The organism is Paramicrobacterium salitolerans (genome assembly GCF_051513965.1).
Classification (GTDB): Bacteria; Actinomycetota; Actinomycetes; order Actinomycetales; family Microbacteriaceae; genus Paramicrobacterium.
Genome location: NZ_CP195847.1, coordinates 1,824,690 through 1,848,445 on the forward strand (window position 1 = coordinate 1,824,690; position 23,756 = coordinate 1,848,445).

Genomic DNA, 23,756 nt, shown 5'->3' on the forward strand with positions numbered 1-23,756 from the left:
GCCCCGTAACAATGCCCGGACGCTCAGGAACCCCAGCGAAAATGGTTCCATGCATTCGCAGCGACTCGATGACACGGTGCCGTGGAGCTTCATCACCGAAGCCGACAGCCGCACTGTCATCGGGCGTCCCCCTGCAAGTGGCGCCTGGCGCGACGGCGACGCGCCCGGTGCGCGTCAGTTCGCAAACCTTGGCGAGTTCTCCTTCGAAGCGGGCGGTGCCATTCCGAACGCGCGTCTGGCCTATGAAACGTGGGGAACTCTCAACGACGATCGTGACAACGCCATCCTGGTGCTCCACGCGCTGACCGGCGATTCGCACGTCGTCGGCCCCGCCGGCGACGGTCACGCGACCGCCGGCTGGTGGGAAGACATCGTCGGGCCGGGCCTCGTCATCGACACTGACCGCTACTTCGTCATCGCCCCGAACATGCTGGGCGGATGCCAGGGCTCGACCGGTCCCTCGAGCTTCGCCCCCGACGGCGTCGAGTGGGGCGCGCGCTTTCCCTACACCACCGTCCGCGACCAGGTGCACGCTCAAGCGAGGCTCGCCGATCATCTGGGTATCGAGACGTGGGCCGCGGTCGTGGGTGGGTCCATGGGCGGCATGCACGCGCTCGAGTGGGGAGCGTCCTTCCCTGATCGTGTCCGTCGTCTCGCCGTGATCGCGGCTCCGCCGGAATCCACCGCTGATCAGATCGCCCAAAACACCGTCCAGATCGAAGCGATCCGCACCGATCCGTTCTTCCACGGCGGTCAGTACTACGATGCAGCGGACGGCGCCGGCCCTCATCGCGGCCTCGCTCTCGCCCGGCGTCTCGCGATGATCAACTACCGCAGCCCGCACGAGCTGAACCGGCGCTTCGCGCGCACGTGGCAGTCGGAGATCAGCCCACTCGGACACGGCGGGCGCTTCGCGGTCGAGTCCTACATCGACTTCCATGGCAACAAGTTCACGCGCCGCTTCGACGCAAACAGCTACACGGTGCTCGTCGAGGCGATGAACTCGCACGACGTCGGCCGCGGTCGAGGCGGGGTCGCGAACGCTCTCTCAGCCATCACGATGCCGACACTCGTCCTCGGCATTGACAGCGACCGGCTCTTCCCCGTCGCGGGGCAGGAGCAGATCGCCGTCGGCGTGCCCGGCAACATCGACGGCGACTCAGCGAGCGTGATTTCCTCCGAGTTCGGTCACGATGCATTCCTCATCGAGCATGCGCTCGTGTCACGCGAACTCCGGCGGCTCTTCAGCGCATAGCCAGCGAGCGCATAGACTTGCAGAAAGACCGGCAAGGAGTGACGCAGATGGCCGTGTGGCGTGAGATCGCGGCGCCCACTCCCGGGCGTCAGCACCATGAGTCGCTCGACTTCTTCGCGGCGCAGCACGCACAGCTCGTTTCGACGACGGCGTTCGCGTTCGGAATCACCGGGACAGCGGTGTCCCTCGTCGCGAATCTCATTCCCGGCGCCGTCCATCTCGCCGCCTTCCCGCTCGTCGCCGCGGCGCATCTCGTCCTCGGCCTCGCCATCGTGTGGCTGTGGCGGCGGCGCTCTCCCCTCGCACAGGTCTGCGTCTTCGGCGCCGGCATCCTCACTCTTCTCGCCATCACCGCCGGCACCCCCGAGACCGGCATCAACTTCTCGATCGGAGCTTCGATGGGGATCGTCGCGGGATGGGGAATCGGCTCGCTCGCCGTGACGCTCACAGCCACAAGGGGCGGCGTCGCCTCTCTGGCATCCGCGTGGGTCGCGACGCTCGCCGTCGTGCTGATGCTTTCGCTCTCAATCGGGCTTGCCGGGTATCGCGTCATCGGCCTCACCTCGCTCATCTGCGTGCTCTGGCTGCTGTGCCTCGTCTTCGGCGTGTGGCTTGTGAGCAGTCAGGCGCGGGTCAGCCGACGCATCGTCAGCATCGGCCGCGCCCATAACCTTGAGCGTCGGGCGAGCGAGACCGAAGCCTCCCGCTTGAGGAGCGCGCGGCTGCTTCATGACACCGCGCTCGCGACGCTCACTCTGCTCTCGCACTCAGGAGTCGGTGTGGATGCCGCCACGCTTCGCGCACAGGCGGCGAGCGACCGCGAGCTGCTCACCCGTCTCCGCAAGGGTGAGAGTCCGAATCCGCGCGCCTCGGGTCAGTACACGCTGACGCATACGGCCGAGCTGCAGCTGGGCGGAACGCTCGAGGCGGTCAAGAGCCGCTTCAACGGCACAGAGCTGGCTGTGACCTGGCACGGCTCCGGCCAGCTCGGACTCGAGCATTCAAAGCTCGACGCATTCATCAACGCACTCGTCGAGTGCGTCGAGAACGTCCGTCGCCATGCCAAGGTGACTGAAGCGCACGTGACGTTGAGCGACGACGGCGTCGTCGTTCGCGGGGTCGTGACGGATGCCGGCGTCGGCTTCGACCCGTCGCAGATTCCCGGAGGTCATCTCGGGTTCCGACAGTCCATCGTCGCTCGCATCGAGGAGGCTGGCGGATCCGTTCGCGTCTTCTCCGCGATCGGCGCCGGAACCACCGTCGTGCTGGAGGTTCCGAAGTGACGACAACGACACCGTCCGGCTCTCAGCGGTCTCGCATCGCGGGTCTCCGCGCCACGTCTCAAGCGGCGCTCGGCACGTCCCGATTCGGAGTGGGCCCCGGCCTCGCGGGCGCCATCATCGTGGTCTATGGATTCCTGCGCTTCATAACCGATCTCGCTTCTTACTCCGCCCTGCACTGGAACATCGTCGCATGGGCGCTCTTCCTGATCACGATCACCCTCACGCTCCGTGCCGTGCGCAACGCCGGCTTCCACCTCACGACGCGCGCGTTCGCGGCAGCCTCCGCCTCATTCGCCGTCGTGGCTGCCATCGACGTCTGGTCCGTGTGGGGCAGGATCGGCACGAATCAGCTGCCGACTGCGGCGTGCGCGATCGGCGGAGTCCTGATCGCAGCGGTCTCACTTCGGCCCATTCGGGAGATCCTGATCTGCACGGGCATCCTCGGCTGCGCTCTCGTCGCGCTCGCCCTGAGCGGTGCCCACGAGCGTCCGCCCGCGGTCGGCGCCCAGCTCACCATGCTGATGGTCACGGTCGCACCTCCGCTCATCGCCTGCCTGGCGATGGACGCCTACCGCAGACTGAGCAGGAAGGCGCTTGATCGCGTCATGATCCAGAGCACCGTGAGCGCGCCGGCATTCGGACCAGGATTCTTCGTCTCAGCACGACTCACCTCACTCGACCGCGACGTCGAGAAGATCTTCGAGCGCGTCGCCTCCGGCGAGCTGCCGCTTCCTCTGCCCGCAGGCGAAGCCGAGCACGCGGCCGAACTCGCCACCGAGCTGCGCAGCTATCTCGCGGACGACCGGCAGAATACGTGGCTCTATCACGCGATCGAGGAGTCGGCCGTGCTGCGCGGCAATGTGACGCTCGATGACCCGAGCGCGGGCGCCGCCTACCTTCAGCCGGTCCAGCGAGACGGTCTGCTTTCCGCGCTGTGGCTTCTCGTGCAGACGACCGACGGTCCCGAACGTCGGGCACGGCTCCGCATCGGCGTTCCATACACGGTGCAGCGTGTGGCCGGGCCGCAGCGCCGCTTCCACGTCGAGATCATCGTCTATGAGCTCCGGCGCAGCCGCGTCGAACCCGCTGCGTGGGCCGCGCTGCGCAGTGTCGGTGGTGTCGTGGATACTCAGACTCCGCATGGAATGAGATTCGCTTTGGAATGCGATATGGCCGTGCAGCCGGAATGACCGGCCCTAGAACTGCTGACAGGTAAGCGAGGGGAAAACAATGTCCGATGCGAAGATCCGTGTGGCGATCGTCGACGACCACCGAATGATCCTCAATGCGTTCACTGAGTGGATCAGCGGCAGCGCGCACGACGTCGATGTCGTGGCGGCCGTTCCGACGTGGCCCGAGCTTCTCACCCACCCTGGGTTCCCTGTTGACGTGGTCCTCCTCGACCTCGATCTGAAGGACAACATCCCCGTCTCGCTGAAGCTGTCGACGCTGAAGACGACCGGCGTTCCTACCGTCGTGATGAGTGCTTACTCGGATCCTGGTGTCGTTCGCGAGGCTCTCGCCGCCGGTGCCCTCGGCTATGTCGTCAAGAGCGAGCCCGCCTCGGCGATGGTCGAGGCCATCCGATCAGCGCAGAAGGGCGACTCCTATGTCTCCGCCGAGCTCGATGCGGCCTTGGGTCGCTCGAAGTCTCTGTCGCCTCGACTGAGTGCGCAAGAGCGTCGCGTGATGGCACTGTACGCCGGTGGAGAGCCCGTCAAATCAGTCGCATACGAGCTCGGCATCTCCGAGGAGACCGCGAAGTCCTACCTGAAGCGCATCCGCGAGAAGTACCGCAATATGGGCATCGACGTCGGCACCAAGGTCGCGCTCCGCAAGCAGGCGATCTCCGACGGCATCATCGTGAACTGACTGCCCCGCTCGTGCGAGGCAGTCAGTTCACGGCCGACAGCTCAATCGTCGATCGCGCGCTCGAGCCGCTCGAGCTTGCCTGTGAGCTCTCCCGTGTGACCGGGCCGAATATCCGCTTTGAGAACGAGCGAGACGCGTGAGCCGAATGCTCCTACGGCTTCGGTCGCGCGACGAACGACGTCCATCACTTCGTCCCATTCGCCTTCGATCGTCGTGAACATCGCATCCGTGCGGTTCTCCAGACCAGACTCCCGCACGATCTTCACTGCGGCCGCTACCGCATCGTGGACGGAGCCGTCCGTCCGTCCGGTGCCGCTCGGCGCGACGGAGAATGCCACCAGCATCCGACTACCTCCTAAGACTCAGACACCCCGCCTTTCGAGGGAGGCGTGCCAACCTGCACTCCGACGATAGGCCTCTGAGCCGGCGCGCCACAATCGCGTGACTGACCAGGCGAAGATCAGAATCGTGCCGATGTTGCGCACGGTCAGCACGATGACCATTGGAAGCCAGGCGTTCAGCAGAGTCCAGTACAAGTACGGGTAGACCAGCTGCGTGAGACACGCGACACCCAACGCGACCAGAGCGGGAATGAAGAAGTCGCGCCCCCGCAGGACCACGCCCGCGATCACGGGAGCGACGAGCCACACCATGAACTGAGGCGAGCCGACCTTGTTGAACACGATCAGAGCGGTCACGAGCGCGAGCATGAGGGTGGGAATCGTCTGCGCCCGCGGAGCACCGGCTTTCACAGCTCGCAGACCGGTGAGGCAGACGGCGAGAACGGATGCCGCGAGCAGCGGTGTCGCGAGTGCGATCACGACATCGACCTGTGTTCCCGTCACCTGAAAGGTGAGAATCGCCCTGTCGTAGTAGATGAAGGCTCCGGGAGCCCCGAGCGCCGCCTGCCAGAGGTAGATCGTCGAAAGCGGCGCCTCGACTTGGAGGCCGCGACCGGTCTGCTCCGTGAGGAAGCTGAGCACGTTCATCCCGGATCCGAGCGCGAGTGCGCCGCCCGCCGCGGCTACGGTCACGGCGACGCCTGCCATCACGATGCGCCAGCGTGCCTTCACGGTGATGACCAGCGCGCAGATGAGCGCCGCGGGCCAAACCTTCATCCATGTTGCGGCTGCGAGGAGCGCCCCCGCGACCGCTGGTGCTCGAAGTGCGAGGAGGACGCCGAGAACAGACAGCGGCACAGTGACCGCGTCGATGCGGGCGAGGGCGATCGGGCCGAGGCACACGATGAACGCCGTCCACCACCAGGCGGCGATGCGACGTCTGCGTCCTCCGCGGATCAGGACCGCGAAGGCAACCATGTCGAGCGCAGAGACGAGAACGAGCCACGTGACGCCGAAATGGTCGAGCCCGAAGACCGCCGCAGCGAGCATCGGGACGAGCGCGAGGATCGGGTAGACCCACGGCTCCGTAATGCCCACGATCATGTCCTGATGGATGGCCTGGCCAACCCACTCGCGATAGACGAATGTGACGTCTCCGAGCGGGAGGCCAGGAGCTGTGAGCGCGAGAAGCGCTGCGAGCGCGTGTGCCGCAATGAATGCGGACCACAGCGCGTAGCGACTTCTCACAGGATCATCTTATGAGGCCGCCGGACTCGGCCCGATTCGGGACGCGACCGCTGCGGGCAGAGACTCCGCGACATCGAGCGCGGCGATGGGGCCTCCCCGTGAGGCCGTCAGCGCAGCAGAGGCGTGCAGCAGCGCTCCGGTCGCAGCAACATCCGCCAGGGCGGCGCCGGACGAGGTCGCGGCGAGAGCGCCGATCACTCCGCCGAGCACGTCCCCGGTACCGGCCGTTGCGAGCCACGACGTCGCTCCCGAGACCGTGTAGGCACGGTTCATCGGATCCGCGACGTGCGTCGTCGCTCCCTTGAGCAGGACGGTCGCGCCGAGTTCGTCGCAGGCTCGGCGCGCCCAGGTCGTGGCATCCTCTCGCACCTCATCAGGCGATGCATCGACACCGACCGCCGTGAGCAGCCGCGCGAGTTCACGGGCATGCGGCGTCAGGATCAGCTTCTCCGGGTGCTCCGCGTGACGGGCCAGATCGAGAGCGCCGGCATCGAGGACGACAGGGAGACCGGATGCCAGCGCATCATCGAGAACCTCGGCTCGCTCGTGCAGAGCATCGTCGTCCATGCCGGATCCGATCAGCCACGCCTGCACCCGCCCCTCAGCAGTGACGACCTCGGGCCGGCGCTGCAGCACAAGCTGCGCTGGCCGGTCGTCCCCAAGGTAGCGGATCATGCCGACGCCCGTGCGTGCTGCGGCTTCCACGCCGAGCACCGCCGCGCCGGGAAAGGTCGTCGACCCCGTCAGCACTCCGAGCACACCTCGCGAGTACTTGTCGGCGTCGAGCTCGGGCACGCGGATCACGCGCGCCGCATCGGCGTCCGTCCACTCTCTCCAGTCCATACTCACTCACGATAGGTTGGCGAAGACAGAAAGGTCCACGCCATGCCGCTTCTCGCCGACCCGATCACCCTCGGCTCTCGCACCGTCCGCAACCGAATCTGGCTCTCCCCCATGTGCCAGTACTCGTGTCTCGAAGCGGACGGGATGCCCGGTGCTTGGCACCACGCTCACCTCGGATCATTTGCCGCGGGCGGCTTCGGGCTCGTCATGACCGAGGCGACGGCCGTGAGCCCGGAGGGCCGCATCTCGGACCGCGACACGGGAATCTGGTCATCCGCTCAGGCCCGCGCGTGGCAGCCGATCGTCGAGACGATCAGGGCGGGCGGCGCCACCGCGGGAATCCAGCTGGCGCACGCCGGCCGTAAGGCATCCACCTACTCACCCTGGGGCACCTCGCGCTCAGGCTCCATCGCCCCCGAACACGGAGGCTGGCAGACCGTGGCCCCGTCAGCGGTACCGTTCGACGGCCTTGCCGCGCCGCAAGCGCTCACAGCCTCAGAGATCGACGGTGTCGTCGATGACTTCGCGGATGCCGCTGCGCGCTCTGTCGACGCCGGGTTCGAGGTCGTCGAGGTTCACGCGGCTCACGGCTACCTGCTGCATCAGTTCCTCTCCCCCGCGGCGAATCACCGCGCCGACGATTACGGAGGATCCGAGGAGAACCGCGCCCGGCTGCTTCTGCGCATCATCGAGCGCGTCCGGGCGACCATCGGGGATGCCGCTCTTCTCGTTCGGCTCTCGGGGACGGACTGGTCGAACGACGGCGACGTACGCTGGGACATCGACGCGTGCGCACGCGTCGCACAGTGGGCAGCCGAGGCGGGTGCTGACGGCTTCGACCTCTCCTCCGGCGGCATCCTCGCTCGCCCAGAGATCCCGCTCGGTCCGGGCTATCAGGTTCACCTCGCAGAGCAGGTCCGCTCAGCGGTCTCCGTTCCGGTGAGCGCCGTCGGGCTGATCGAAGAGCCTCACCTCGCCGCGGATATCCTCGCAACTGAGCGTGCGGATGCCGTCATGCTCGGCCGCGCCGCGCTCCGCAACCCTCAGCTCGCCAACGCGTGGATCGCGGAGCTCGGAGGAGGAACGCCCTTCGTGCCCGGCCAGTACGAGCGCGCCTACTAGCGCTGGGTCGCGTCTTCGACCGTGCCGACCAGCTCCTCGATGATGTCCTCGAGGAAGAGCACACCGGTCGTGTTGCCATCGCTGTCGAACGCCTGTGCGAGGTGTGCGCCCGACAGGCGCATGCTCGTCAGGGCATCCTCCAGATCTGTGCCGTCATACAGCGACAGCAGCTGCCTGATGCGCTTGGCCGGAATCGGCTTCTCGTCATCGGCCGCGTCCGTTGTCTCTCTGAGGATGTCCTTCAGGTGGATGTACCCGGTGGGCTGACCTGCCTCGTCGACGATGACGTAGCGCGAGAAGCCGCGTTTCGCGATCGCCCGCTGAATCTGCGCTGGCGTGGTGTCCTGCGACAGGGTGACCAGGCCGTCGAGCGGGATCGCGACGTCGCGCACCTTCTTCTCCGTGAACTCGAACGCCGCGCTCAGTGCGCCGGTGGAGTCCTGCAGAAGCCCCTCGCGCGTCGACTGGGACACGATGGTGGCGACCTCGTCGAGGGTGTACGTCGAGTTCGCCTCGTTCTTCGGTTCGACCCGGAACATCTTCAGCACGAGGTTCGCCGTCTCGTTCAAGAACCAGATGACCGGCTTGAACACGCGCCCGATCCAGACGAGCGGTCGGGCGAGAAGCAGCACAGCAGTATCGGGCTTTGAGAACGAGATGTTCTTCGGCACCATCTCGCCGAAGACGACGTGCAGGTACGAAACGAGCACCAGCGTGATGATGAACGCGATCGTGTCCACGACCTCCACCGCGAGACCGGTGAGGCCAAGCGGGCCCGCCAGCAGATGGTGGATCGCCGGCTCCGACACGTTCAGGATCAGCAGGGAGCACACCGTGATGCCGAGCTGAGTCGTTGCGAGCATCAGGGTGGCGTGCTCCATGGCCCATAGGGCGACCTTCGCGCTCCCCTTGCCCTTCTCCGCGAGCGGCTCGATCTGCGATCGGCGCGCCGAGATCACCGCGAACTCACTCGCAACGAAGAACGCGTTTCCGAGCAGCAGCACGACGAGCCAGACGATTCCGAGCCAGTCACTCATCGTCGCCCTCCTCTCGTCGGGAGAATCTGATTCTGTCGATGCGGCGCCCGTCCATGCGCGTCACACGGAGCGTCCCCTCGTCGATGTCGACCTCATCCCCGACGTCGGGAAGTCGCCCGAGCTCGCTGACCATGTACCCGGCGACAGTCTCGTAGGGGCCATCCTCCGGAATCTGCACACCCGTCCGCTCTCGAAGTTCGTCCGGACGAAGACTGCCGGAGAACACCACACCGGATGCCGTCTTGACGACGCCCGCGCGCGTGCGATCGTGCTCGTCTGTGACCTCTCCCACGATCTCTTCGACGAGGTCCTCGAGCGTCGCGACGCCAGCCGTTCCGCCGTATTCGTCGACGACGACGGCCATCTGGTAGCCGCGGCGACGCAGCTGGGGAATGAGGGCATCGAGCTTCATCGTCTCCGGCACGCGCACGATCGATGATTGGAGCGCCGAGACGGGGACGTCCTCACGCCGGTCCTTCGGCACGGCCACCGCGTGTTTGACGTGCACGAGGCCGACGATGTCGTCGATCCCCTCGTCGGTGACGGGAAATCGTGAGAAGCCGGTCGCCCGCGTCAGATCAATGACCGTCTGCGCGGAGTCTGAGCGGCTCACCGAATCGACCTGCGGTCGCGGGGTCATGACATCGGATGCCGTCCGGGCAGAGAACTGCAGCGTCCGATCGAGCAGCGTCGCGGTGTCCCGCTCGAGTGTTCCGGCACCGGCGCTCCGCCGCACCAGGCTCGAGAGCTCCTCCGCAGAGCGAGCACCGGAGAGCTCCTCCTTCGGTTCGATTCCGACCGCGCGCAGTATCGCATTCGCGCTCTCGTTGAGGAGCACGACCGCGGGCTTGAATATCGCGGTGAACACGACCTGGAACGGAACCGCGATCTTCGCGGTCGCCCGTGGAACCGCGAGCGCGAAGTTCTTCGGCACGAGCTCGCCGATGATCATCGACAGGAGCGTGGCGATAGCCACCGCGACGACCGTGGCGATCGGTCGCACGACGGCATCCGACATTCCCGCGTCGATGAACGGCGTCGAGAGGAACGCCGTGAACGCGGGCTCAAGCGTGTAACCGGTGAGAAGCGTGGTCAGCGTGATGCCCAGCTGCGCGCTGGATAGGTGCGTCGACGTCACTTTGAGCGCCGCGATGGTCATCGTCAGGCGGGATTCGCCGCGATCACGTCGCGCCTCGAGATCCGCGCGATCGAGATTGACGAGCGCGAACTCGCTTGCGACGAACAGACCTGTGCCGACGGTCAGGATGAGGCCGATCGCCAGCAGGATCAGATCAGACATGAGGGGCCTCCATCAGGAGGCTGGGTCTGTGACAGTCCGATGCTGATGAAGAAGGGGGAGGGTCATCCATGATGTTGACAGTATACGGTCAGGGTCCCCGGCGTTACCTGAGGAATCACCACGAAACCGGCAGAGCCTTGCCCTCCTCGTATCCGGCTGCGGACTGGACGCCCACGATCGCGCGATCGTGGAACTCGGCGATGCTGCGCGCTCCCGCGTACGTGAACGACGACCGCACACCCGACGTGATCATGTCGAGCAGATCCTCGATCGATGGGCGCTCGGGGTCGAGATAGATCTTCGACGATGAGATTCCCTCCGCGAACAGCGTCTTCCTCGCAAGCTCGTAGGCGTCCAAGCGCCCGAAGCGCTCGCGCACGGCCTTCGTGGAGGCCATGCCCCAGCTCTCTTTGAACAGCCGACCCTGCGAGTCGGAGCGCAGCTGCCCCGGCCCCTCGATGGTGCCGGCGAACCAGGAGCCGACCATTGCGCTCGATGCACCTGCAGCGAGAGCGAGAGCGACGTCTCGCGGGTAGCGGATGCCGCCATCCGCCCACACATGGGCCCCCTGTTCCGAGGCTTCCGCCGCGGCTTCGAGGACGGCAGAGAACTGGGGACGACCGACCGCGGTCATCATGCGCGTCGTGCACATAGCGCCCGGGCCGACTCCGACCTTGATGATGTTCGCCCCCGCGTCGACGAGATCAGCCACCCCGACCGCGGAGACCACATTGCCCGCGACGATCGGGATTCCCAGATCGAGATCCGACACCTTCGACAGTGCGCGGATCATGCTCTCCTGGTGCCCGTGCGCAGTGTCGACGACGAGGACGTCGACACCAGCGGCGGCGAGCGCGCGCGCCTTCGACTCGACGTCGCCGTTCACACCGATCGCGGCTGCGACAATCAGCCGTCCGTCGCCATCGGTCGCGGGTGCGTACAGTGTCGAGCGCAGCGCTCCGCGGCGGCTCAGTGAGCCGACCGCTTTTCCACGTCGCAGAACTGCGCAGAAATTCAGGTCGGCCTCCACCATGAGATCGAAGGCCTTGCGTCCCGTCTCGATTCCATCGGCATCCAGCGATGCCTGCGAGCCACGCAGCAGGTCGCCCAGCGCGGCATCCGGAAGGGCGGTGCTCAAGCGAGCGGCCTCGATGCTTCCGACGTACTCCTCGTCATCCATGATGACGACACCGTGATCAGGAACCGCCGGAAGCACGGCGAGCACGTCCGCGACCTGGGCCTTGGGCGAGAAGCTCAACGGGGTGTCCCAGAGGACGGGCTGATCTTTCACCCACCGGATCGCAGCGTCGAGCTCCTGCAGCGGCATGTCCTGCGGCAGCACACCGAGACCGCCGCGTCGAGCAAGCGCGGCGGCCAGCCGCGGACCTGTGACGGAGTTCATGTTCGCGGAGACGAGAGGAATCGTCGCTCCAGTGCCGTCGTTAGGCGCGAGAGACACGTCGAGACGGCTGACGACGTCAGACCGCGAAGGCACGAGGAACACATCCGAGTAGGTGAGATCGTGTGCCGGAACTTCACCGATGAAACGCATACCTCAAAGCTACTTGTCCTTGGCCCGCAATGCACGCGCGAGGACGTAGGCTTATTAACCGAACAAGTCATGGCGCGCTGCCCGGAGAAGGCGCAGTGCTCCGCGTCACGATTTTCGACAGAGAAGGTGGGCGATCAACGGTGTCAGGCCAGTTGACCGGAGTTGGGGCCGAAGACGGCCAGGCGACAGAGTTCGGAGCCAATGAGTGGCTCGTCGACGAGATGTACGCCAAGTACGTCCAGGACAAGAACTCCGTCGACAAGTCGTGGTGGCCGATTCTCGAGAACTATCAGCCGGTGAGCGGTGAGGCGTCTGCAGCGTCGCAGGCAAGCTCGACGACAACCCCGGCTCCCGCTCAGGGGAACCGTCCCGTCGCGCGGACAACCAGCGTGCAGCCGAAGTCACAGCCGATCCCGGCCGACGCTCCGCAGCGGTCCCCCGAGAAGAAGAGCGAGGAGAAGGACGACGGCTCTGAGGACACCGTCACTCCCCTTCGCGGAATGCCCAAGACTCTCGCCGCCAACATGGACGTCAGCCTCACCGTTCCGACGGCGACGAGCGTCCGCACCATTCCGGCGAAACTGATGATCGACAACCGCATCGTCATCAACAACCATCTGAAGCGCGCTCGCGGCGGCAAGGTGAGCTTCACCCACCTCATCGGCTGGGCGCTCATCCAGGCGCTCAAGGACTTCCCGAGCCAGAACGTCTACTACGACGTCGTCAACGACAAGCCGAGCGTCGTCGCTCCGGCACACATCGGTCTCGGCATCGCGATCGACATCCCCAAGCCGGATGGCACTCGTGCACTGCTCGTGCCTGCCATCAAAAAGGCGGAGACCCTCACTTTCGGCGAGTACCTCGAGGCCTATGAGGACCTCGTCTCCCGGGCACGCTCGAACAAGCTGACAGCGGCCGATTTCAAGGGTGCGAGCGTCTCGCTCACCAACCCCGGCGGAATCGGAACGGTCCACTCCGTGCCGCGCCTCATGAAGGGTCAGGGCTGCATCATCGGCGCTGGCGCACTCGACTACCCCGCCGAATATCAGGGCGCCTCGGAGAAAACGATTGTCGAGCTCGGCATCGGCAAGACGATCACGCTGACCTCGACCTACGACCACCGCGTGATCCAGGGAGCCGGCTCAGGCGAGTTCCTCAAGAAGGTGCACGAGCTCCTCATCGGGCAGCGCAATTTCTACGAGGACATTTTCGCGGCGCTGCGCATTCCATACGATCCAATCCACTGGGCGCCGGACATCTCCGTCGATGTGAGCGACAACGTCAACAAGACCGCCCGCGTGCAGGAGCTCATCAACTCGTTCCGCGTCCGCGGTCACCTGATGGCTGACGTCGATCCACTCGAGTACGTTCAGCGCTCGCACCCCGACCTGGACATCGCGACGCACGGTCTCACTTTCTGGGATCTCGACCGCGAGTTCGTCACCGGCAACTTCACCGAGAAGCGCCAGATGAAGCTCCGCGACATCCTCGGTGTTCTCCGCGATTCCTACTGTCGCACCATCGGCCTGGAGTACATGCACATCCAGGATCCGGCGCAGCGTGCGTGGATTCAGAACAAGGTCGAGCGTCCGTACGCGAAGCCCACTCACGATGAGCAGATGCGCATTCTCGGCAAGCTCAACGAGGCCGAGGCATTCGAGACCTTCCTCCAGACCAAGTACGTCGGCCAGAAGCGCTTCAGCCTCGAAGGCGGAGAATCGACGATTGCACTGCTCGACTCGGTTCTCCAGGAGGCCACGGAGCGCGGTCTGGATGGAGCCGCCATCGGCATGGCGCACCGAGGACGCCTCAACGTCCTCACCAACATCGCGGGCAAGACCTACGGTCAGATCTTCCAGGAGTTCGAGGGCCACCAGGACTCCAAGAACCCGGGATCGGGCGATGTGAAGTACCACCTCGGAACCGAGGGAACCTACCGCTCGGCCGACGGCACGGAGCTTCCCGTCTACCTCGCCGCGAACCCCTCGCACCTCGAGGCCGTCAACGGCGTGCTCGAGGGCATCGTGCGGGCGAAGCAGGACCGCCAGCCGATCGGAACCTTCCGGACGCTTCCCATTCTGATCCACGGTGACGCGGCGATGGCAGGGCAGGGCGTCGTCCTCGAGACGATGCAGCTCTCACAGCTCCGCGGCTACCGCACCGGCGGAACGATCCACGTGGTCGTGAACAACCAGGTCGGCTTCACCACGACACCGAGCGAGGGTCGCACGTCGATCTACTCGACGGACGTCGCGAAGACGATCCAGGCTCCGATCTGGCACGTCAACGGCGATGACCCCGAGGCGGTCGCCCGTGTGGCGCAGCTGGCCTTCCAGTTCCAGCAGGAGTTCCACAAGGACGTCGTCATCGACCTCATCTGCTACCGCCGACGCGGTCACAACGAGGGCGATGACCCGTCGATGACGCAGCCGCTGATGTACAACCTCATCGAGGCGAAGCGCTCGGTCCGCAAGCTGTACACGGAAGCTCTCGTCGGACGTGGCGATATCACCGAAGAGGAATACGAGTCGGCCCACAGCGACTTCCAGGATCGACTGGAGCGCGCCTTCATGGAGACTCACGCCGCACAGACCAGCTCGACCCCCGTCGTGTTGCCCGAGACCGACGAGGACGGCTACACGGGCGAGCCGGAGACGACCGGTGTCTCGAACGACGTCATCGAGGCTGTCGGCGAGGCCTTCACCAACATGCCGGCCGGCTTCACTGTGCACAAGAAGCTGAAGCAGCTGCTCGACAAGCGTTCGGACATGAGCCGCAACGGCAAGATCGACTGGGCCTTCGGCGAGCTGCTCGCCTTCGGTTCTCTCCTCCTCGAGGGCACGCCTGTCCGCATGACCGGTCAGGACACCCGTCGCGGCACCTTCGTGCAGCGTCACGCCGTGCTCCACGACCGGGAGAACGGCCAGGAGTGGCTGCCGCTCACGAACCTGTCGGAGAACCAGGCACGCTTCTGGATCTACGACTCCCTGCTCTCCGAGTACGCTGTCATGGCGTACGAGTACGGCTACTCGGTTGAGCGTCCGGACGCACTCGTTCTGTGGGAGGCGCAGTTCGGCGACTTCGCCAACGGCGCGCAGATCGTGATCGACGAGTTCGTCGCGTCCGCTGAGCAGAAGTGGGGCCAGCGGTCGAGCGTGGTGCTCGTCCTCCCCCACGGCTATGAGGGAGCCGGGCCTGACCACTCGTCCGCGCGCATCGAGCGCTTCCTCCAGCTGTGCGCGGAGAACAACATGACGGTGGCCCGTCCGTCGACTCCGGCATCCTATTTCCACTTGCTGCGCCGCCAGGCCTACGCACGCCCGCGCCGCCCGCTGATCGTCTTCAGCCCGAAGGCGATGCTGCGGCTCAAGGGCGCGACGAGTGACCTTCCGGAGTTCACATCGGGCAAGTTCCAGCCGGTCATCGACGATGACCGCGTGACCGACAAGAGCGCTGTCAAGCGCGTGCTCCTGCACGCAGGAAAGATCCACTGGGATCTCCGCAGCGAGCTGACGAAGAACCCGAACCCGGAGATCGCGCTCGTCCGTGTCGAGCAGTACTACCCTGTCCCCGGAACCGAGCTGCGTCGCGTTCTCGAGCAGTACCCGAACGCCGAACTCGTGTGGGTTCAGGAGGAGCCGGAGAACCAGGGCGCCTGGCCGTTCATCTCGCTGGAGCTCTCGAAGCACCTCGCGAACGACCGGATCATCGGCGTTACACGGCCGGCCGCGGCGTCCCCGGCCACTGGCTCTGCCAAGCGCCACGCCGCCGAGCACACAAAGCTCATCGAGCGCGCACTCTCGCTCTGACGCAGCTTCACGACGAGGCGGCCGGCGCGATACGCGTCGGCCGCCTCTCTGTCTGCGCCCTCGGCCCCACTAAAATGTGAAGATGGAATCCGAGCTCGCCCTCTTGAGTGCGCTCGGCGTGCTTGTCATCGTCGTCGTCTCGTTCTTCGCTCCGAAGCTCGGGGTCGCCGCCCCCATCGTCCTCGTTCTGATCGGCGTCGGCGTCAGTTTCGTGCCGGGAGCGCCAGAGTTCGAGCTCCCCCACGAGCTCATCCTCACGGTCGCCCTGCCACCGATCCTCTACTCGGCTGCAGTCAATGTGCCGATCGTCGACTTTCGACGCAACGTGAAAGCGATCAGCAGTCTCTCAGTCGTCCTCGTCATGGTCTCGGCTGTCGTCACGGGCTTCGTGTTCTACCTGCTCCTCCCCGACCTCTCACTCCCCGCGGCCATCGCTCTCGGCGCCGTCATCAGCCCGCCGGATGCTGTTGCGGCCACGTCCATCGGAAAGCGGCTCGGGCTGCCGCCGCGCCTCGTGACCGTGCTGGAGGGCGAGGGGCTCGTCAACGACGCGACCGCTCTCGTCATGCTCCGCTCCGCCATCGCCGCGGTCGGAGGCACGGTGACGTTCTTCGGTGTCGTCGGCGACTTCCTGTATGCCGTACTGGTGGCGATCGCGGTTGGGGTCGTTGTAGGACTGATCTCGGTCTGGGTGCGTTCACGCCTCAACGATTCGGTGCTCACCACCGCAATCTCCTTCGCCGTACCGTTCATCACGTATGTACCCTCGGAAGAGCTCGGGGCCTCGGGCGTGGTGGCCGTTGTGACAGCCGGTCTCATCACCGGCCACCAGAGCGCCAAGCATTTCTCGGCGCAAGACAGAATCAGCGAGCGCATCAACTGGCGGACGGCGCAGCTCATTCTGGAGAACGGCGTCTTCCTGATCATGGGCTACGAGGTGCATCTGCTCATCGGGCGCGTGCAGGACGGCGGATTCAGCGTCACCTCGAGCATCCTCTTCGGTCTTCTCGCGACAGGGCTGCTCGTCGTGGTACGCGTCCTGTTCGTAGTTCCGCTCGTGGCCTCCCTCAGGCGGGAGCAGCGGCGGGCACAGCAGCGGGGCCCGCGCCTCAGCCTCGCGCTCGAGCGGCTCGCTGCGGTTCGTCCACCGGATCGAACGCCGTCGAAACGCTGGTCACGTGCGACTCGGGTGCTCCAACGGCGGCAGGCAGACCTCGATTTCCTCACTTCCGAGGGCCTCGGGTGGCGCGGCGCCGCCGTTCTGGCGTGGTCGGGCATGCGCGGGGTTGTCACGCTCGCGGCCGCCCAATCGCTCCCCGAGGAGACTCCCTACCGCCCGCAGCTCGTGCTCATGGCCTTCACAGTCGCTCTCGTGACGCTCGTCCTGCAGGGCGGCACGCTGCCGCTGCTGATCCGAGCGCTCGGCATCAAGGGATCTGACGCGCGCGCCGACCGTTCGGAACTCGCGGAGCTCATCGACGAGATCGGAACGATCGGCACGGCCGTTCTCGACAACCCCGAGCTTCGCCAGCCGAACGGCAGTGCGTACGACGACGACGTCATCACGCAGGTCCGGCTCGACACGACGCGTCTTTCCGAGGCGATGTCCGAGGTGCTCGACAGCGACAACCCAGGCCCTCACGAACAGCGCCGATCACTCAGGCGCCGCGTTCTCCAGGCTGAGCGAGCGGCTCTCCTGGATGCGCGCTCTCGAGGCGTCTACAGCTCGCGCGTGCTCGAACGAGCCCAAGCGATTCTGGATGCTGAGGAGACGCGTCTCAGCCACCTCGACGAGCGAGACCACTGAGTACGATTCAGTGCGCGGTCGCCTTGCGCAGGCGTGCGATCACCTGAATGCGGAGCTCCTCAGGAGCGGTCTCGCGACACGCACGCTGCACAACCTCCGTGAGCGTTCGAGCGAGGAGCGCCTCTTTGGTGCAGTCCTCGCAGTCCGCCAGGTGGCTCCGAATGTCGGCGGCCTCCGTGCGGCAGATCTCGTTCCTCAGGTATTCCTCGAGATCGTGACGGGCTTTCTCGCAACCGCAGTCAGTCATTTCTCGCTCCTCGCCGGCGTCGTGATTCCACGCTCGGCTGCGTACTCGGTCAGTCGGTCCCGCAGCATCCGACGGCCACGGTGCAATCGGCTCATGACGGTTCCGATGGGGGTTTTCATGATCTCGGCGATGTCTTGGTAGCTGAAACCTTCGACATCCGCCAGGTAGACGGCGAGACGGAAGTCCTCGGGGATGTCCTGCAGAGCTTCCTTCACCGCGCTGTCGGGCATGTGATCGATCGCTTCGCTCTCCGCAGAACGGTGCGGCCGCGATGTCGTCGACTCTGCGCCGCCGAGCTGCCAGTCCTCAAGATCATCGATCGCGCTCTGATACGGCTCACGCTGCTTCTTGCGGTACTGATTGATGTAGGTGTTGGTCAGGATGCGGTAGAGCCACGCCTTGAGGTTGGTGCCCTGCTTGAACTGACCGAAGGCCGCGTACGCCTTCACGAACGTCTCTTGAACGAGATCCTGAGCGTCCGCCGGGTTCTTCGTCATGCGCATGGCTGCGCCGTAGAGCTGGTCCAGGAACGGCAGCGCCTGCTCCTCGAAAAGGGCATGCGGGTCGTCCGCGGCCACGGGCGTCGGAATCTCAGGCACAGTCATCACCGGCCAGTCTACGTCTCTCACCGCGACTGGATCGAGCACTGCCGCATACGTCATATGCGTCCTTTCCCACGATTCGTCGATACATTAGATAACGATGTTCGAATCGAAATATTCCGGGCCCGACGATCAGCTCGCCGGCGACAGCCGCACGCTTGACGGCGAGGTGCTGTGGCCCGCGCCGACGGCGGAGCATCCGATCGACGCTCGAATCGCGCTTCCGGGGTCGAAATCGCTCGTCAATCGCGAGCTCGTCCTCGCGGCTCTCGCGTCGGAGCCGAGCCGCATCAGACGGCCCCTCCACTCCCGCGACAGTCAGAATATGATCGACGCGCTGCGTGCTCTGGGGGCGGAGATCACGGAGGTCGAGGGCTCCGGCCAGTACGGCCCGGATCTCGAGATCGTGCCGGGCGAGCTCATCGGCTCGACCACCGTCGAGTGCGGCCTCGCCGGAACCGTCATGCGCTTCGTCCCACCCGTCGCGGCGCTCGCGCTCGGGCCGACGACGTTCGACGCCGACGACGCCGCTCGCGGCCGCCCTATGGCTCCGGTGCTCTCCGGCCTGCGAGACCTCGGCGTCGACATCGACCCTTCGGCGACAGCGTTGCCGTTCACGCTCCACGGCACTGGGGCTGTCACCGGCGGCGAGCTCACCATCGACGCATCGGGGTCAAGTCAGTTCGTCTCGGCGCTCCTCCTGTCTGCGGCGCGATTCGACGAAGGGCTGGTTCTGCGCCACAGCGGCGAGCATCTCCCGAGCACACCACACATCGTTATGACGATCGCCGCGCTTCGCGGTCGCGGCGTCAACGCGGCCTCCCCCGAGCGCGGTCTCTGGACCGTCGAGCCCGGACCGATCAGCGGCCGAGACGTCACGATCGAACCCGATCTGTCGAACGCGGCGCCCTTCCTCGCCGCCGCCATCGTCTCCGGCGGTCGAGTCACGATCGAGGACTGGCCGGAGGAGACCACCCAGGTGGGCGCCGATCTTGCACGCTTGCTCCCCGAGTTCGGGGCTCGCGTCGAGCGCTTCTCCGACGGCAGCCTCACTGTGTCTGCGGGCGACGCCATCCACGCGGTCGACATGGATCTGTCGCACGGCGGCGAGCTCGCCCCGACGCTGATCGCTCTCGCGGCGTTCGCAGACGGCCCATCCCGCTTCCGCGGCATCGGCCACATCAGAAACCATGAGACGGATCGCCTCGCAGCCATCGCCGCGGAGCTCACCGGTCTCGGCGGCGACGTCACCGAGCACGACGACGGCGTCACCGTTCGTCCCAGACCGCTGCACGGCGGCGTGTGGCGGAGCTATCACGATCACCGCACAGCGACCGCGGGCGCGCTCGTCGGCCTCGCTGTTCCCGGTGTCGAGATCGTCGATATCGCGACGACGGCGAAGACGCTTCCGCAGTTCCCCGAGCTATGGCAGAGCCTCATTTCCCCTCGTCGGGAGGGCGCGATCCTCTCATGAGCTGGTGGGACAGCGACGACGACGAACCGCTGTTCGATGAGTCCGATGTGCGCGTTCGTCCGAGTCGACGCGGCTCACGTCCGCGGACGAAAACGAGGCCAGCCCACAAGGATGCCGAGACGGGTCTCGTCCTCGCGGTGGACCGTGGTCGTTACACCGTGCTGCTCTTCGAGGGGAAGCGCAATGAGCGCGAGGTGACCTGCACGCGCGCCTCTGAGCTGCGGCGCACCGCCATCGTGAACGGCGACCGCGTCGACGTCGTCGGCGATCTCTCCGGCGACGAGGGCACTCTCGCACGCATCGTGCGTGTCAAGGAGCGCACGACCGTGCTTCGGCGGAGCGCCGACGACACCGATGACGTCGAGCGCATCATCGTCGCAAACGCCGATCAGATGCTCATCGTCGTGGCCGCGGCAAACCCTGAGCCGCGCGCACGCCTCGTCGATCGCTATCTGGTCGCGGCGTTCGACGCCGGCATCGCCCCGCTCCTGGTCGTGACGAAGACGGATCTCGCTGATCCTGCTCCTTTCCTCGCGACGTTCGCCGAGCTTCCCCTCACCGTCGTCACAAGCAGCACGGAGAGCATGCCCCTGGATGAGATCTCCCGCCTGCTCGTCGGACACACTACGGTCTTCGTCGGGCACTCAGGTGTCGGAAAATCCACGCTCGTCAACGCGCTCTCCCCAGATGCGAACCGGGCGACCGGGCACGTCAACGTCGTGACGGGCAGGGGACGCCACACCTCGTCCTCCGCAGTCTCGTACCGCGTCTCCCATGACGGCGAGACGGGCTGGATCATCGACACGCCCGGTGTCCGTTCGTTCGGCCTCGGTCACGTCGACACAGACAACATCCTCGGTGCTTTCCCAGACCTGGATGCCGTGGCCGAATCGTGCCCTCGCGGGTGCACCCATCTTCCAGATGCGCCGGACTGCGCGCTCAATGAGGCTGCGGACGCGGGCACCCTGTCCGATGCGGCCATCGGTCGTCTGGACTCCCTGCAGCGTCTGCTGACGACGTTCACGGCCTGAGCAGTCGGCGACCGAATAGGCTGGGAGCATGACCGAATACCCCCGTCTCGCCGCAGGCGATTCCGCCCCGTCGTTCACCCTGACAGACCAGTCCGGAAAGCCGGTTTCGCTCTCCGACTACAGCGGACGAAAAGTCGTTGTGTACTTCTACCCGGCAGCGATGACGCCGGGCTGCACTAGGCAGGCATGCGACTTCCGCGACAGCCTCACCCGCCTGCAGGACGCCGGCTATGACGTTGTCGGAATCTCGAAGGATGCTCCGCAGAAGCTCGCAGCCTTCGCCGAGCGCGACGGACTCACGTTCCCGCTGCTCTCCGATGAGGACCTCACCGTTCACAAGGCGTACGGCGCATACGGCGAGAAGAACAACTACGGCAAGGTGATCACAGGCACGCTGCGCTCCACGATCGTGGTCGATGACGCAAGCCGTGTCGAACTCGCACTGTACAACGTGCGTGCGAAGGGACACGTGTCGATGCTCCTGCGCAAGCTGGGACTCAACGCCGCTTAGATGTGAGGCTCCGGCCCTTCTGGGCGCGTGTGGGCGACGACGGACTTCGAGACGAGAAGCACGATGACCGCCAGTGACGGGATGAGCAGAGCCCAACCGACCGCGGGTTGAGCAAAGACTCCCTGGAAGGAGCCGACAGCAACCGCGATCTGCAGAATCTGCCACGTCAGCGCGCCCGCACGCGACCACGAGCGACCGCGCCAGAACGCAGCTGTGACGGCGCAGATCCACGCCGCCGCGATCACGGCGAGAACGGTGAGAGCGATCGCCGTATCGAGACGCTGTGCCTGCTGAGTGAGCAGGTCAATGATGAGGATGCCCACGACGACGATCATCGCTGCACTCTCGACGGCGAGCAGCGCCGCCGAGAGAATCACCGCTCGACTTCGTCTACCGGACTCGGGTGACGGAACAGTGTCCGCTCGGTTACTCACAGAAATATCCCATACAAAACTATTGATCGATTGTTGCTGATATGCGACGATTATGCAGGTCGAGTTATTCGTTCACAGGGTTGTGAGCAGGTCCCAGTCAGAGGACCTCCCCCTGACTCGACACTGCACCCGATGGCCTCACGGGCCAATTCTCTCGCACAATATAAGGAGCATACCCATGGATTGGCGCGACAAAGCCGCCTGCCTCACAGCCGACCCGGAGCTTTTCTTCCCTGTGGGCAACACGGGGCCGGCTGTCGACCAGATCGAGAAGGCGAAGGCCGTCTGCGCGACGTGCACGGTCACGGAGATCTGCCTCCAGTATGCTCTCGAGACCGGACAGGACTCCGGTGTCTGGGGCGGCCTCAGCGAAGACGAGCGCCGCGCCCTCAAGCGTCGGGCAGCTCGTGCCCGTCGCGCCTCCTAGCACTCCCTGACGAAGCGGGGTCGGCCTGACGGGCCGACCCCGCTCTCGTTGTCACCGGGACTTCGTGGATTTGATGAAGCGAAGCGGAACGTCGATGGTCACCTCGGTGCCCTCTCCGACCGCTGTGTGCCAATCGATCGTTCCGCTCAGTTCGCCTTGAATGAGCGTCCGGACGATCTGCGTGCCCAAACCCTGTCCGACGCGGCCTTCCGGGAGTCCCGTGCCGTTGTCCTTGACGGTGACCGAGAGTACGTCGTCTGAGCGCTCCGCCCGAATCTCCACTTCGCCCGAGCGCCCTGCCAGCCCGTGTTCGACGGCGTTCGTCACGAGCTCGGTCAGCGCGAGGGCGAGCGGCGTGGCGTACTCGCTCGGAAGCACCCCGAACTCCCCCGACTTCTTCGGCTGCACCTTTGTGTTGTGCGATGAGGCGACTTCGGCGATCAGCATGAGCACTCTCTCGAACACGTCGTCGAAGTCGACGTCCTGTGTCAGCCCTTCGGAGAGTGTGTCGTGAACCACCGCAATCGCTGTCACGCGACGCATGGCCTGGGTGAGGGCGTTGCTCGCTTCGTCGGAGTGGGCACGACGCGCCTGGATGCGCAGCAGCGACGCGACCGTCTGCAGGTTGTTCTTCACTCGATGGTGGATCTCACGAATCGTCGCGTCCTTCGTCAGAAGCTCACGCTCGCGGTGCCTGAGCTCGGTGACGTCGCGACAGAGGACGATGGCACCAGTCCGCTCCCCCTGCACGCGAAGCGGGATCGAACGCAGCGAGATGGTGACTCCGCGTGACTCGATGTCGGTGCGCCACGGTGCCCGCCCGGTCACGACGAGCGGCAGAGATTCGTCGCTCTCCTGGCGATCCCCCAGGATCTCCGTCGTGACCTCAGCGAGAGACTCCCCTTCGAGCTCATCTTCGAAGCCCATGCGGTAGAACGCGGACAGCGCGTTCGGGCTCGCGAACGTCGTGGTCCCTTCGACGTCCAGCCGCAACAGGCCGTCTGATGCACGGGGCGCGCCCCGGCGCGGACCGGTCGGCGCCGACAGGTCGGGGAAGTCTCCGCAAGCGATCATGCCGAAGAGGTCTGCCGCGCAGCTGTTGAAGGTGAGCTCCTGACGACTCGGCGAGCGCGTCTCGCTGAGGTTCGTGTGCTTGGTAAGCACGGCGATGGGCCCCGGTGTCGTCTCAGCGCTCTCGGCGGAGAGTCGACGCACGACGGGGACGGCGACCACTCGCGTCGGTGTCTCCTCGTACCAGTCCGGGGCTGACGAGTCGATGATACGGCCCGAAGTGTATGCCTCGGTCACCTGCGCGCGCCACTGCTGCTTGACCTTCTGCCCCACGAAATCTCGATAGAACAGAGTCGCAGCGCTGGATGGTCGGTAGTGAGAGACGGCGATGAAGCTGTCGTCCTGGGTGGGTACCCACAGCACGATGTCGGCGAATGCGAGATCCGCGAGCAGCTGGGCGTCCTCCACGAGCATGTGCAGCCAATCAACATCTGCCTCATCGGACAGGCCCTGCGCGAGAATCAGATCACTGAGCGTCGACATTGCACCA

General features: G+C 65.6%; 21 protein-coding genes. 11 read left to right on the top strand and 10 right to left on the bottom strand.

The window, feature by feature from the left end; all coding sequences use genetic code 11:
• Nucleotides 1-49: 49 nt before the first annotated feature.
• From metX to ACSAGD_RS08745, 4 genes are read left to right on the top strand one after another with little or no spacing between them, the layout of a single operon-like run.
• On the top strand, nt 50-1,255 hold the full coding sequence (metX, locus tag ACSAGD_RS08730; RefSeq protein WP_437582335.1) for a homoserine O-acetyltransferase MetX: 1,206 nt from the start codon (nt 50-52) through the stop codon (nt 1,253-1,255).
• Nucleotides 1,256-1,302: 47 nt separating this feature from the next.
• Nucleotides 1,303-2,538 carry a sensor histidine kinase gene (locus ACSAGD_RS08735; RefSeq protein WP_437582336.1) on the top strand — a complete coding sequence of 412 codons (1,236 nt, stop codon included), beginning with the start codon at nt 1,303-1,305 and terminating at the stop codon, nt 2,536-2,538.
• Nucleotides 2,535-3,728 carry a hypothetical protein gene (locus tag ACSAGD_RS08740; protein WP_437582337.1) on the top strand — a complete coding sequence of 398 codons (1,194 nt, stop codon included), beginning with the start codon at nt 2,535-2,537 and terminating at the stop codon, nt 3,726-3,728. The genes ACSAGD_RS08735 and ACSAGD_RS08740 overlap by 4 nt, the downstream gene beginning before the upstream one ends.
• Nucleotides 3,729-3,768: 40 nt before the next feature.
• Nucleotides 3,769-4,410 (top strand): response regulator, encoded by a 642-nt coding sequence (locus ACSAGD_RS08745; RefSeq protein ID WP_437582338.1) that lies wholly within the window; start codon nt 3,769-3,771, stop codon nt 4,408-4,410.
• Between the two features lie 41 nt (nt 4,411-4,451).
• Here ACSAGD_RS08745 and ACSAGD_RS08750 read toward each other — a convergent pair whose 3' ends face one another.
• From ACSAGD_RS08750 to ACSAGD_RS08760, 3 genes are read right to left on the bottom strand one after another with little or no spacing between them, the layout of a single operon-like run.
• Nucleotides 4,452-4,754, bottom strand: coding sequence for a thiamine-binding protein (locus tag ACSAGD_RS08750; protein WP_437582339.1), 303 nt, complete (start codon nt 4,752-4,754; stop codon nt 4,452-4,454).
• An 18-nt stretch (nt 4,755-4,772) separates the two neighbouring features.
• A complete protein-coding gene (locus tag ACSAGD_RS08755; protein WP_437582340.1) occupies nt 4,773-5,999 on the bottom strand; it encodes a glycosyltransferase 87 family protein in 1,227 nt (408 codons plus the stop codon).
• A gap of 9 nt (nt 6,000-6,008) precedes the next feature.
• Nucleotides 6,009-6,842 (bottom strand): ADP-dependent NAD(P)H-hydrate dehydratase, encoded by an 834-nt coding sequence (locus ACSAGD_RS08760; protein ID WP_437582341.1) that lies wholly within the window; start codon nt 6,840-6,842, stop codon nt 6,009-6,011.
• 42 nt (nt 6,843-6,884) lie between these two features.
• On the opposite strand from ACSAGD_RS08760, the gene ACSAGD_RS08765 reads away from it, so the two are divergent.
• Nucleotides 6,885-7,964, top strand: coding sequence for an NADH:flavin oxidoreductase/NADH oxidase (locus ACSAGD_RS08765; protein WP_437582342.1), 1,080 nt, complete (start codon nt 6,885-6,887; stop codon nt 7,962-7,964).
• Here ACSAGD_RS08765 and ACSAGD_RS08770 read toward each other — a convergent pair.
• The 3 genes from ACSAGD_RS08770 to ACSAGD_RS08780 all read right to left on the bottom strand — a co-directional run bounded on the left by ACSAGD_RS08770 (nt 7,961) and on the right by ACSAGD_RS08780 (nt 11,853).
• A complete protein-coding gene (locus ACSAGD_RS08770; protein ID WP_437582343.1) occupies nt 7,961-9,001 on the bottom strand; it encodes a hemolysin family protein in 1,041 nt (346 codons plus the stop codon). The two genes, ACSAGD_RS08765 and ACSAGD_RS08770, sit on opposite strands and share 4 nt — an antisense overlap.
• Nucleotides 8,994-10,301 (bottom strand): hemolysin family protein, encoded by a 1,308-nt coding sequence (locus ACSAGD_RS08775; protein ID WP_437582344.1) that lies wholly within the window; start codon nt 10,299-10,301, stop codon nt 8,994-8,996. The genes ACSAGD_RS08770 and ACSAGD_RS08775 overlap by 8 nt, the downstream gene beginning before the upstream one ends.
• 115 nt (nt 10,302-10,416) lie before the next feature.
• Nucleotides 10,417-11,853: a GuaB1 family IMP dehydrogenase-related protein gene (locus tag ACSAGD_RS08780; RefSeq protein ID WP_437582345.1), complete on the bottom strand. Its 1,437-nt coding sequence runs from the start codon at nt 11,851-11,853 to the stop codon at nt 10,417-10,419.
• Nucleotides 11,854-11,993: 140 nt separating this feature from the next.
• On the opposite strand from ACSAGD_RS08780, the gene ACSAGD_RS08785 reads away from it, so the two are divergent.
• Together ACSAGD_RS08785 and ACSAGD_RS08790 are read left to right on the top strand one after the other, a co-directional pair.
• Nucleotides 11,994-15,662 (top strand): multifunctional oxoglutarate decarboxylase/oxoglutarate dehydrogenase thiamine pyrophosphate-binding subunit/dihydrolipoyllysine-residue succinyltransferase subunit, encoded by a 3,669-nt coding sequence (locus ACSAGD_RS08785; RefSeq protein WP_437582346.1) that lies wholly within the window; start codon nt 11,994-11,996, stop codon nt 15,660-15,662.
• 82 nt (nt 15,663-15,744) lie between these two features.
• Nucleotides 15,745-17,469 (top strand): cation:proton antiporter, encoded by a 1,725-nt coding sequence (locus tag ACSAGD_RS08790; protein ID WP_437582347.1) that lies wholly within the window; start codon nt 15,745-15,747, stop codon nt 17,467-17,469.
• Nucleotides 17,470-17,476: 7 nt separating this feature from the next.
• Here ACSAGD_RS08790 and ACSAGD_RS08795 read toward each other — a convergent pair whose 3' ends face one another.
• Both ACSAGD_RS08795 and ACSAGD_RS08800 read right to left on the bottom strand, forming a co-directional pair.
• Nucleotides 17,477-17,716: an anti-sigma factor family protein gene (locus ACSAGD_RS08795; RefSeq protein ID WP_437582348.1), complete on the bottom strand. Its 240-nt coding sequence runs from the start codon at nt 17,714-17,716 to the stop codon at nt 17,477-17,479.
• Entirely contained in the window at nt 17,713-18,321 is a 609-nt protein-coding gene (locus tag ACSAGD_RS08800; protein WP_437585149.1) for a sigma-70 family RNA polymerase sigma factor, read from the bottom strand. Before ACSAGD_RS08800 ends, ACSAGD_RS08795 begins: the two co-directional genes overlap by 4 nt.
• A 97-nt stretch (nt 18,322-18,418) precedes the next feature.
• Between ACSAGD_RS08800 and aroA the strand changes: the two genes are divergently transcribed.
• Genes aroA through bcp form a run of 3 tightly spaced genes read left to right on the top strand, consistent with a single transcriptional unit; the run spans nt 18,419 to nt 21,334 of the window.
• Nucleotides 18,419-19,792, top strand: coding sequence for a 3-phosphoshikimate 1-carboxyvinyltransferase (gene aroA, locus ACSAGD_RS08805; protein WP_437582349.1), 1,374 nt, complete (start codon nt 18,419-18,421; stop codon nt 19,790-19,792).
• A complete protein-coding gene (gene rsgA, locus ACSAGD_RS08810; RefSeq protein WP_437582351.1) occupies nt 19,789-20,823 on the top strand; it encodes a ribosome small subunit-dependent GTPase A in 1,035 nt (344 codons plus the stop codon). Before aroA ends, rsgA begins: the two co-directional genes overlap by 4 nt.
• 28 nt (nt 20,824-20,851) lie before the next feature.
• Nucleotides 20,852-21,334, top strand: a complete 483-nt coding sequence (gene bcp, locus ACSAGD_RS08815; protein ID WP_437582352.1) for a thioredoxin-dependent thiol peroxidase — start codon at nt 20,852-20,854, stop codon at nt 21,332-21,334.
• On the opposite strand, the gene ACSAGD_RS08820 is transcribed toward bcp, so the two are convergent.
• On the bottom strand, nt 21,331-21,711 hold the full coding sequence (locus ACSAGD_RS08820; protein ID WP_437582353.1) for a hypothetical protein: 381 nt from the start codon (nt 21,709-21,711) through the stop codon (nt 21,331-21,333). The two genes, bcp and ACSAGD_RS08820, sit on opposite strands and share 4 nt — an antisense overlap.
• 235 nt (nt 21,712-21,946) lie before the next feature.
• Between ACSAGD_RS08820 and ACSAGD_RS08825 the strand changes: the two genes are divergently transcribed.
• On the top strand, nt 21,947-22,195 hold the full coding sequence (locus tag ACSAGD_RS08825; RefSeq protein ID WP_091184530.1) for a WhiB family transcriptional regulator: 249 nt from the start codon (nt 21,947-21,949) through the stop codon (nt 22,193-22,195).
• A gap of 51 nt (nt 22,196-22,246) precedes the next feature.
• On the opposite strand, the gene ACSAGD_RS08830 is transcribed toward ACSAGD_RS08825, so the two are convergent.
• Nucleotides 22,247-23,749, bottom strand: a complete 1,503-nt coding sequence (locus ACSAGD_RS08830) for a sensor histidine kinase (RefSeq protein ID WP_437582354.1) — start codon at nt 23,747-23,749, stop codon at nt 22,247-22,249.
• Nucleotides 23,750-23,756: the final 7 nt, after the last annotated feature.

Excerpts from the sequence above, each read along its gene's own strand:
- metX (WP_437582335.1), top strand. The coding sequence starts at position 50 with ATGCATTCGCAGCGACTCGATGACACGGTGCCGTGGAGCTTCATCACC.
- ACSAGD_RS08735 (WP_437582336.1), top strand. The coding sequence starts at position 1,303 with ATGGCCGTGTGGCGTGAGATCGCGGCGCCCACTCCCGGGCGTCAGCAC.
- ACSAGD_RS08745 (WP_437582338.1), top strand. The coding sequence starts at position 3,769 with ATGTCCGATGCGAAGATCCGTGTGGCGATCGTCGACGACCACCGAATG.
- ACSAGD_RS08750 (WP_437582339.1), bottom strand. The coding sequence starts at position 4,754 with ATGCTGGTGGCATTCTCCGTCGCGCCGAGCGGCACCGGACGGACGGAC.
- ACSAGD_RS08760 (WP_437582341.1), bottom strand. The coding sequence starts at position 6,842 with ATGGACTGGAGAGAGTGGACGGACGCCGATGCGGCGCGCGTGATCCGC.
- ACSAGD_RS08765 (WP_437582342.1), top strand. The coding sequence starts at position 6,885 with ATGCCGCTTCTCGCCGACCCGATCACCCTCGGCTCTCGCACCGTCCGC.
- ACSAGD_RS08770 (WP_437582343.1), bottom strand. The coding sequence starts at position 9,001 with ATGAGTGACTGGCTCGGAATCGTCTGGCTCGTCGTGCTGCTGCTCGGA.
- ACSAGD_RS08775 (WP_437582344.1), bottom strand. The coding sequence starts at position 10,301 with ATGTCTGATCTGATCCTGCTGGCGATCGGCCTCATCCTGACCGTCGGC.
- ACSAGD_RS08780 (WP_437582345.1), bottom strand. The coding sequence starts at position 11,853 with ATGCGTTTCATCGGTGAAGTTCCGGCACACGATCTCACCTACTCGGAT.
- ACSAGD_RS08790 (WP_437582347.1), top strand. The coding sequence starts at position 15,745 with ATGGAATCCGAGCTCGCCCTCTTGAGTGCGCTCGGCGTGCTTGTCATC.
- ACSAGD_RS08795 (WP_437582348.1), bottom strand. The coding sequence starts at position 17,716 with ATGACTGACTGCGGTTGCGAGAAAGCCCGTCACGATCTCGAGGAATAC.
- ACSAGD_RS08800 (WP_437585149.1), bottom strand. The coding sequence starts at position 18,321 with ATGACTGTGCCTGAGATTCCGACGCCCGTGGCCGCGGACGACCCGCAT.
- aroA (WP_437582349.1), top strand. The coding sequence starts at position 18,419 with ATGTTCGAATCGAAATATTCCGGGCCCGACGATCAGCTCGCCGGCGAC.
- rsgA (WP_437582351.1), top strand. The coding sequence starts at position 19,789 with ATGAGCTGGTGGGACAGCGACGACGACGAACCGCTGTTCGATGAGTCC.
- bcp (WP_437582352.1), top strand. The coding sequence starts at position 20,852 with ATGACCGAATACCCCCGTCTCGCCGCAGGCGATTCCGCCCCGTCGTTC.
- ACSAGD_RS08825 (WP_091184530.1), top strand. The coding sequence starts at position 21,947 with ATGGATTGGCGCGACAAAGCCGCCTGCCTCACAGCCGACCCGGAGCTT.
- ACSAGD_RS08830 (WP_437582354.1), bottom strand. The coding sequence starts at position 23,749 with ATGTCGACGCTCAGTGATCTGATTCTCGCGCAGGGCCTGTCCGATGAG.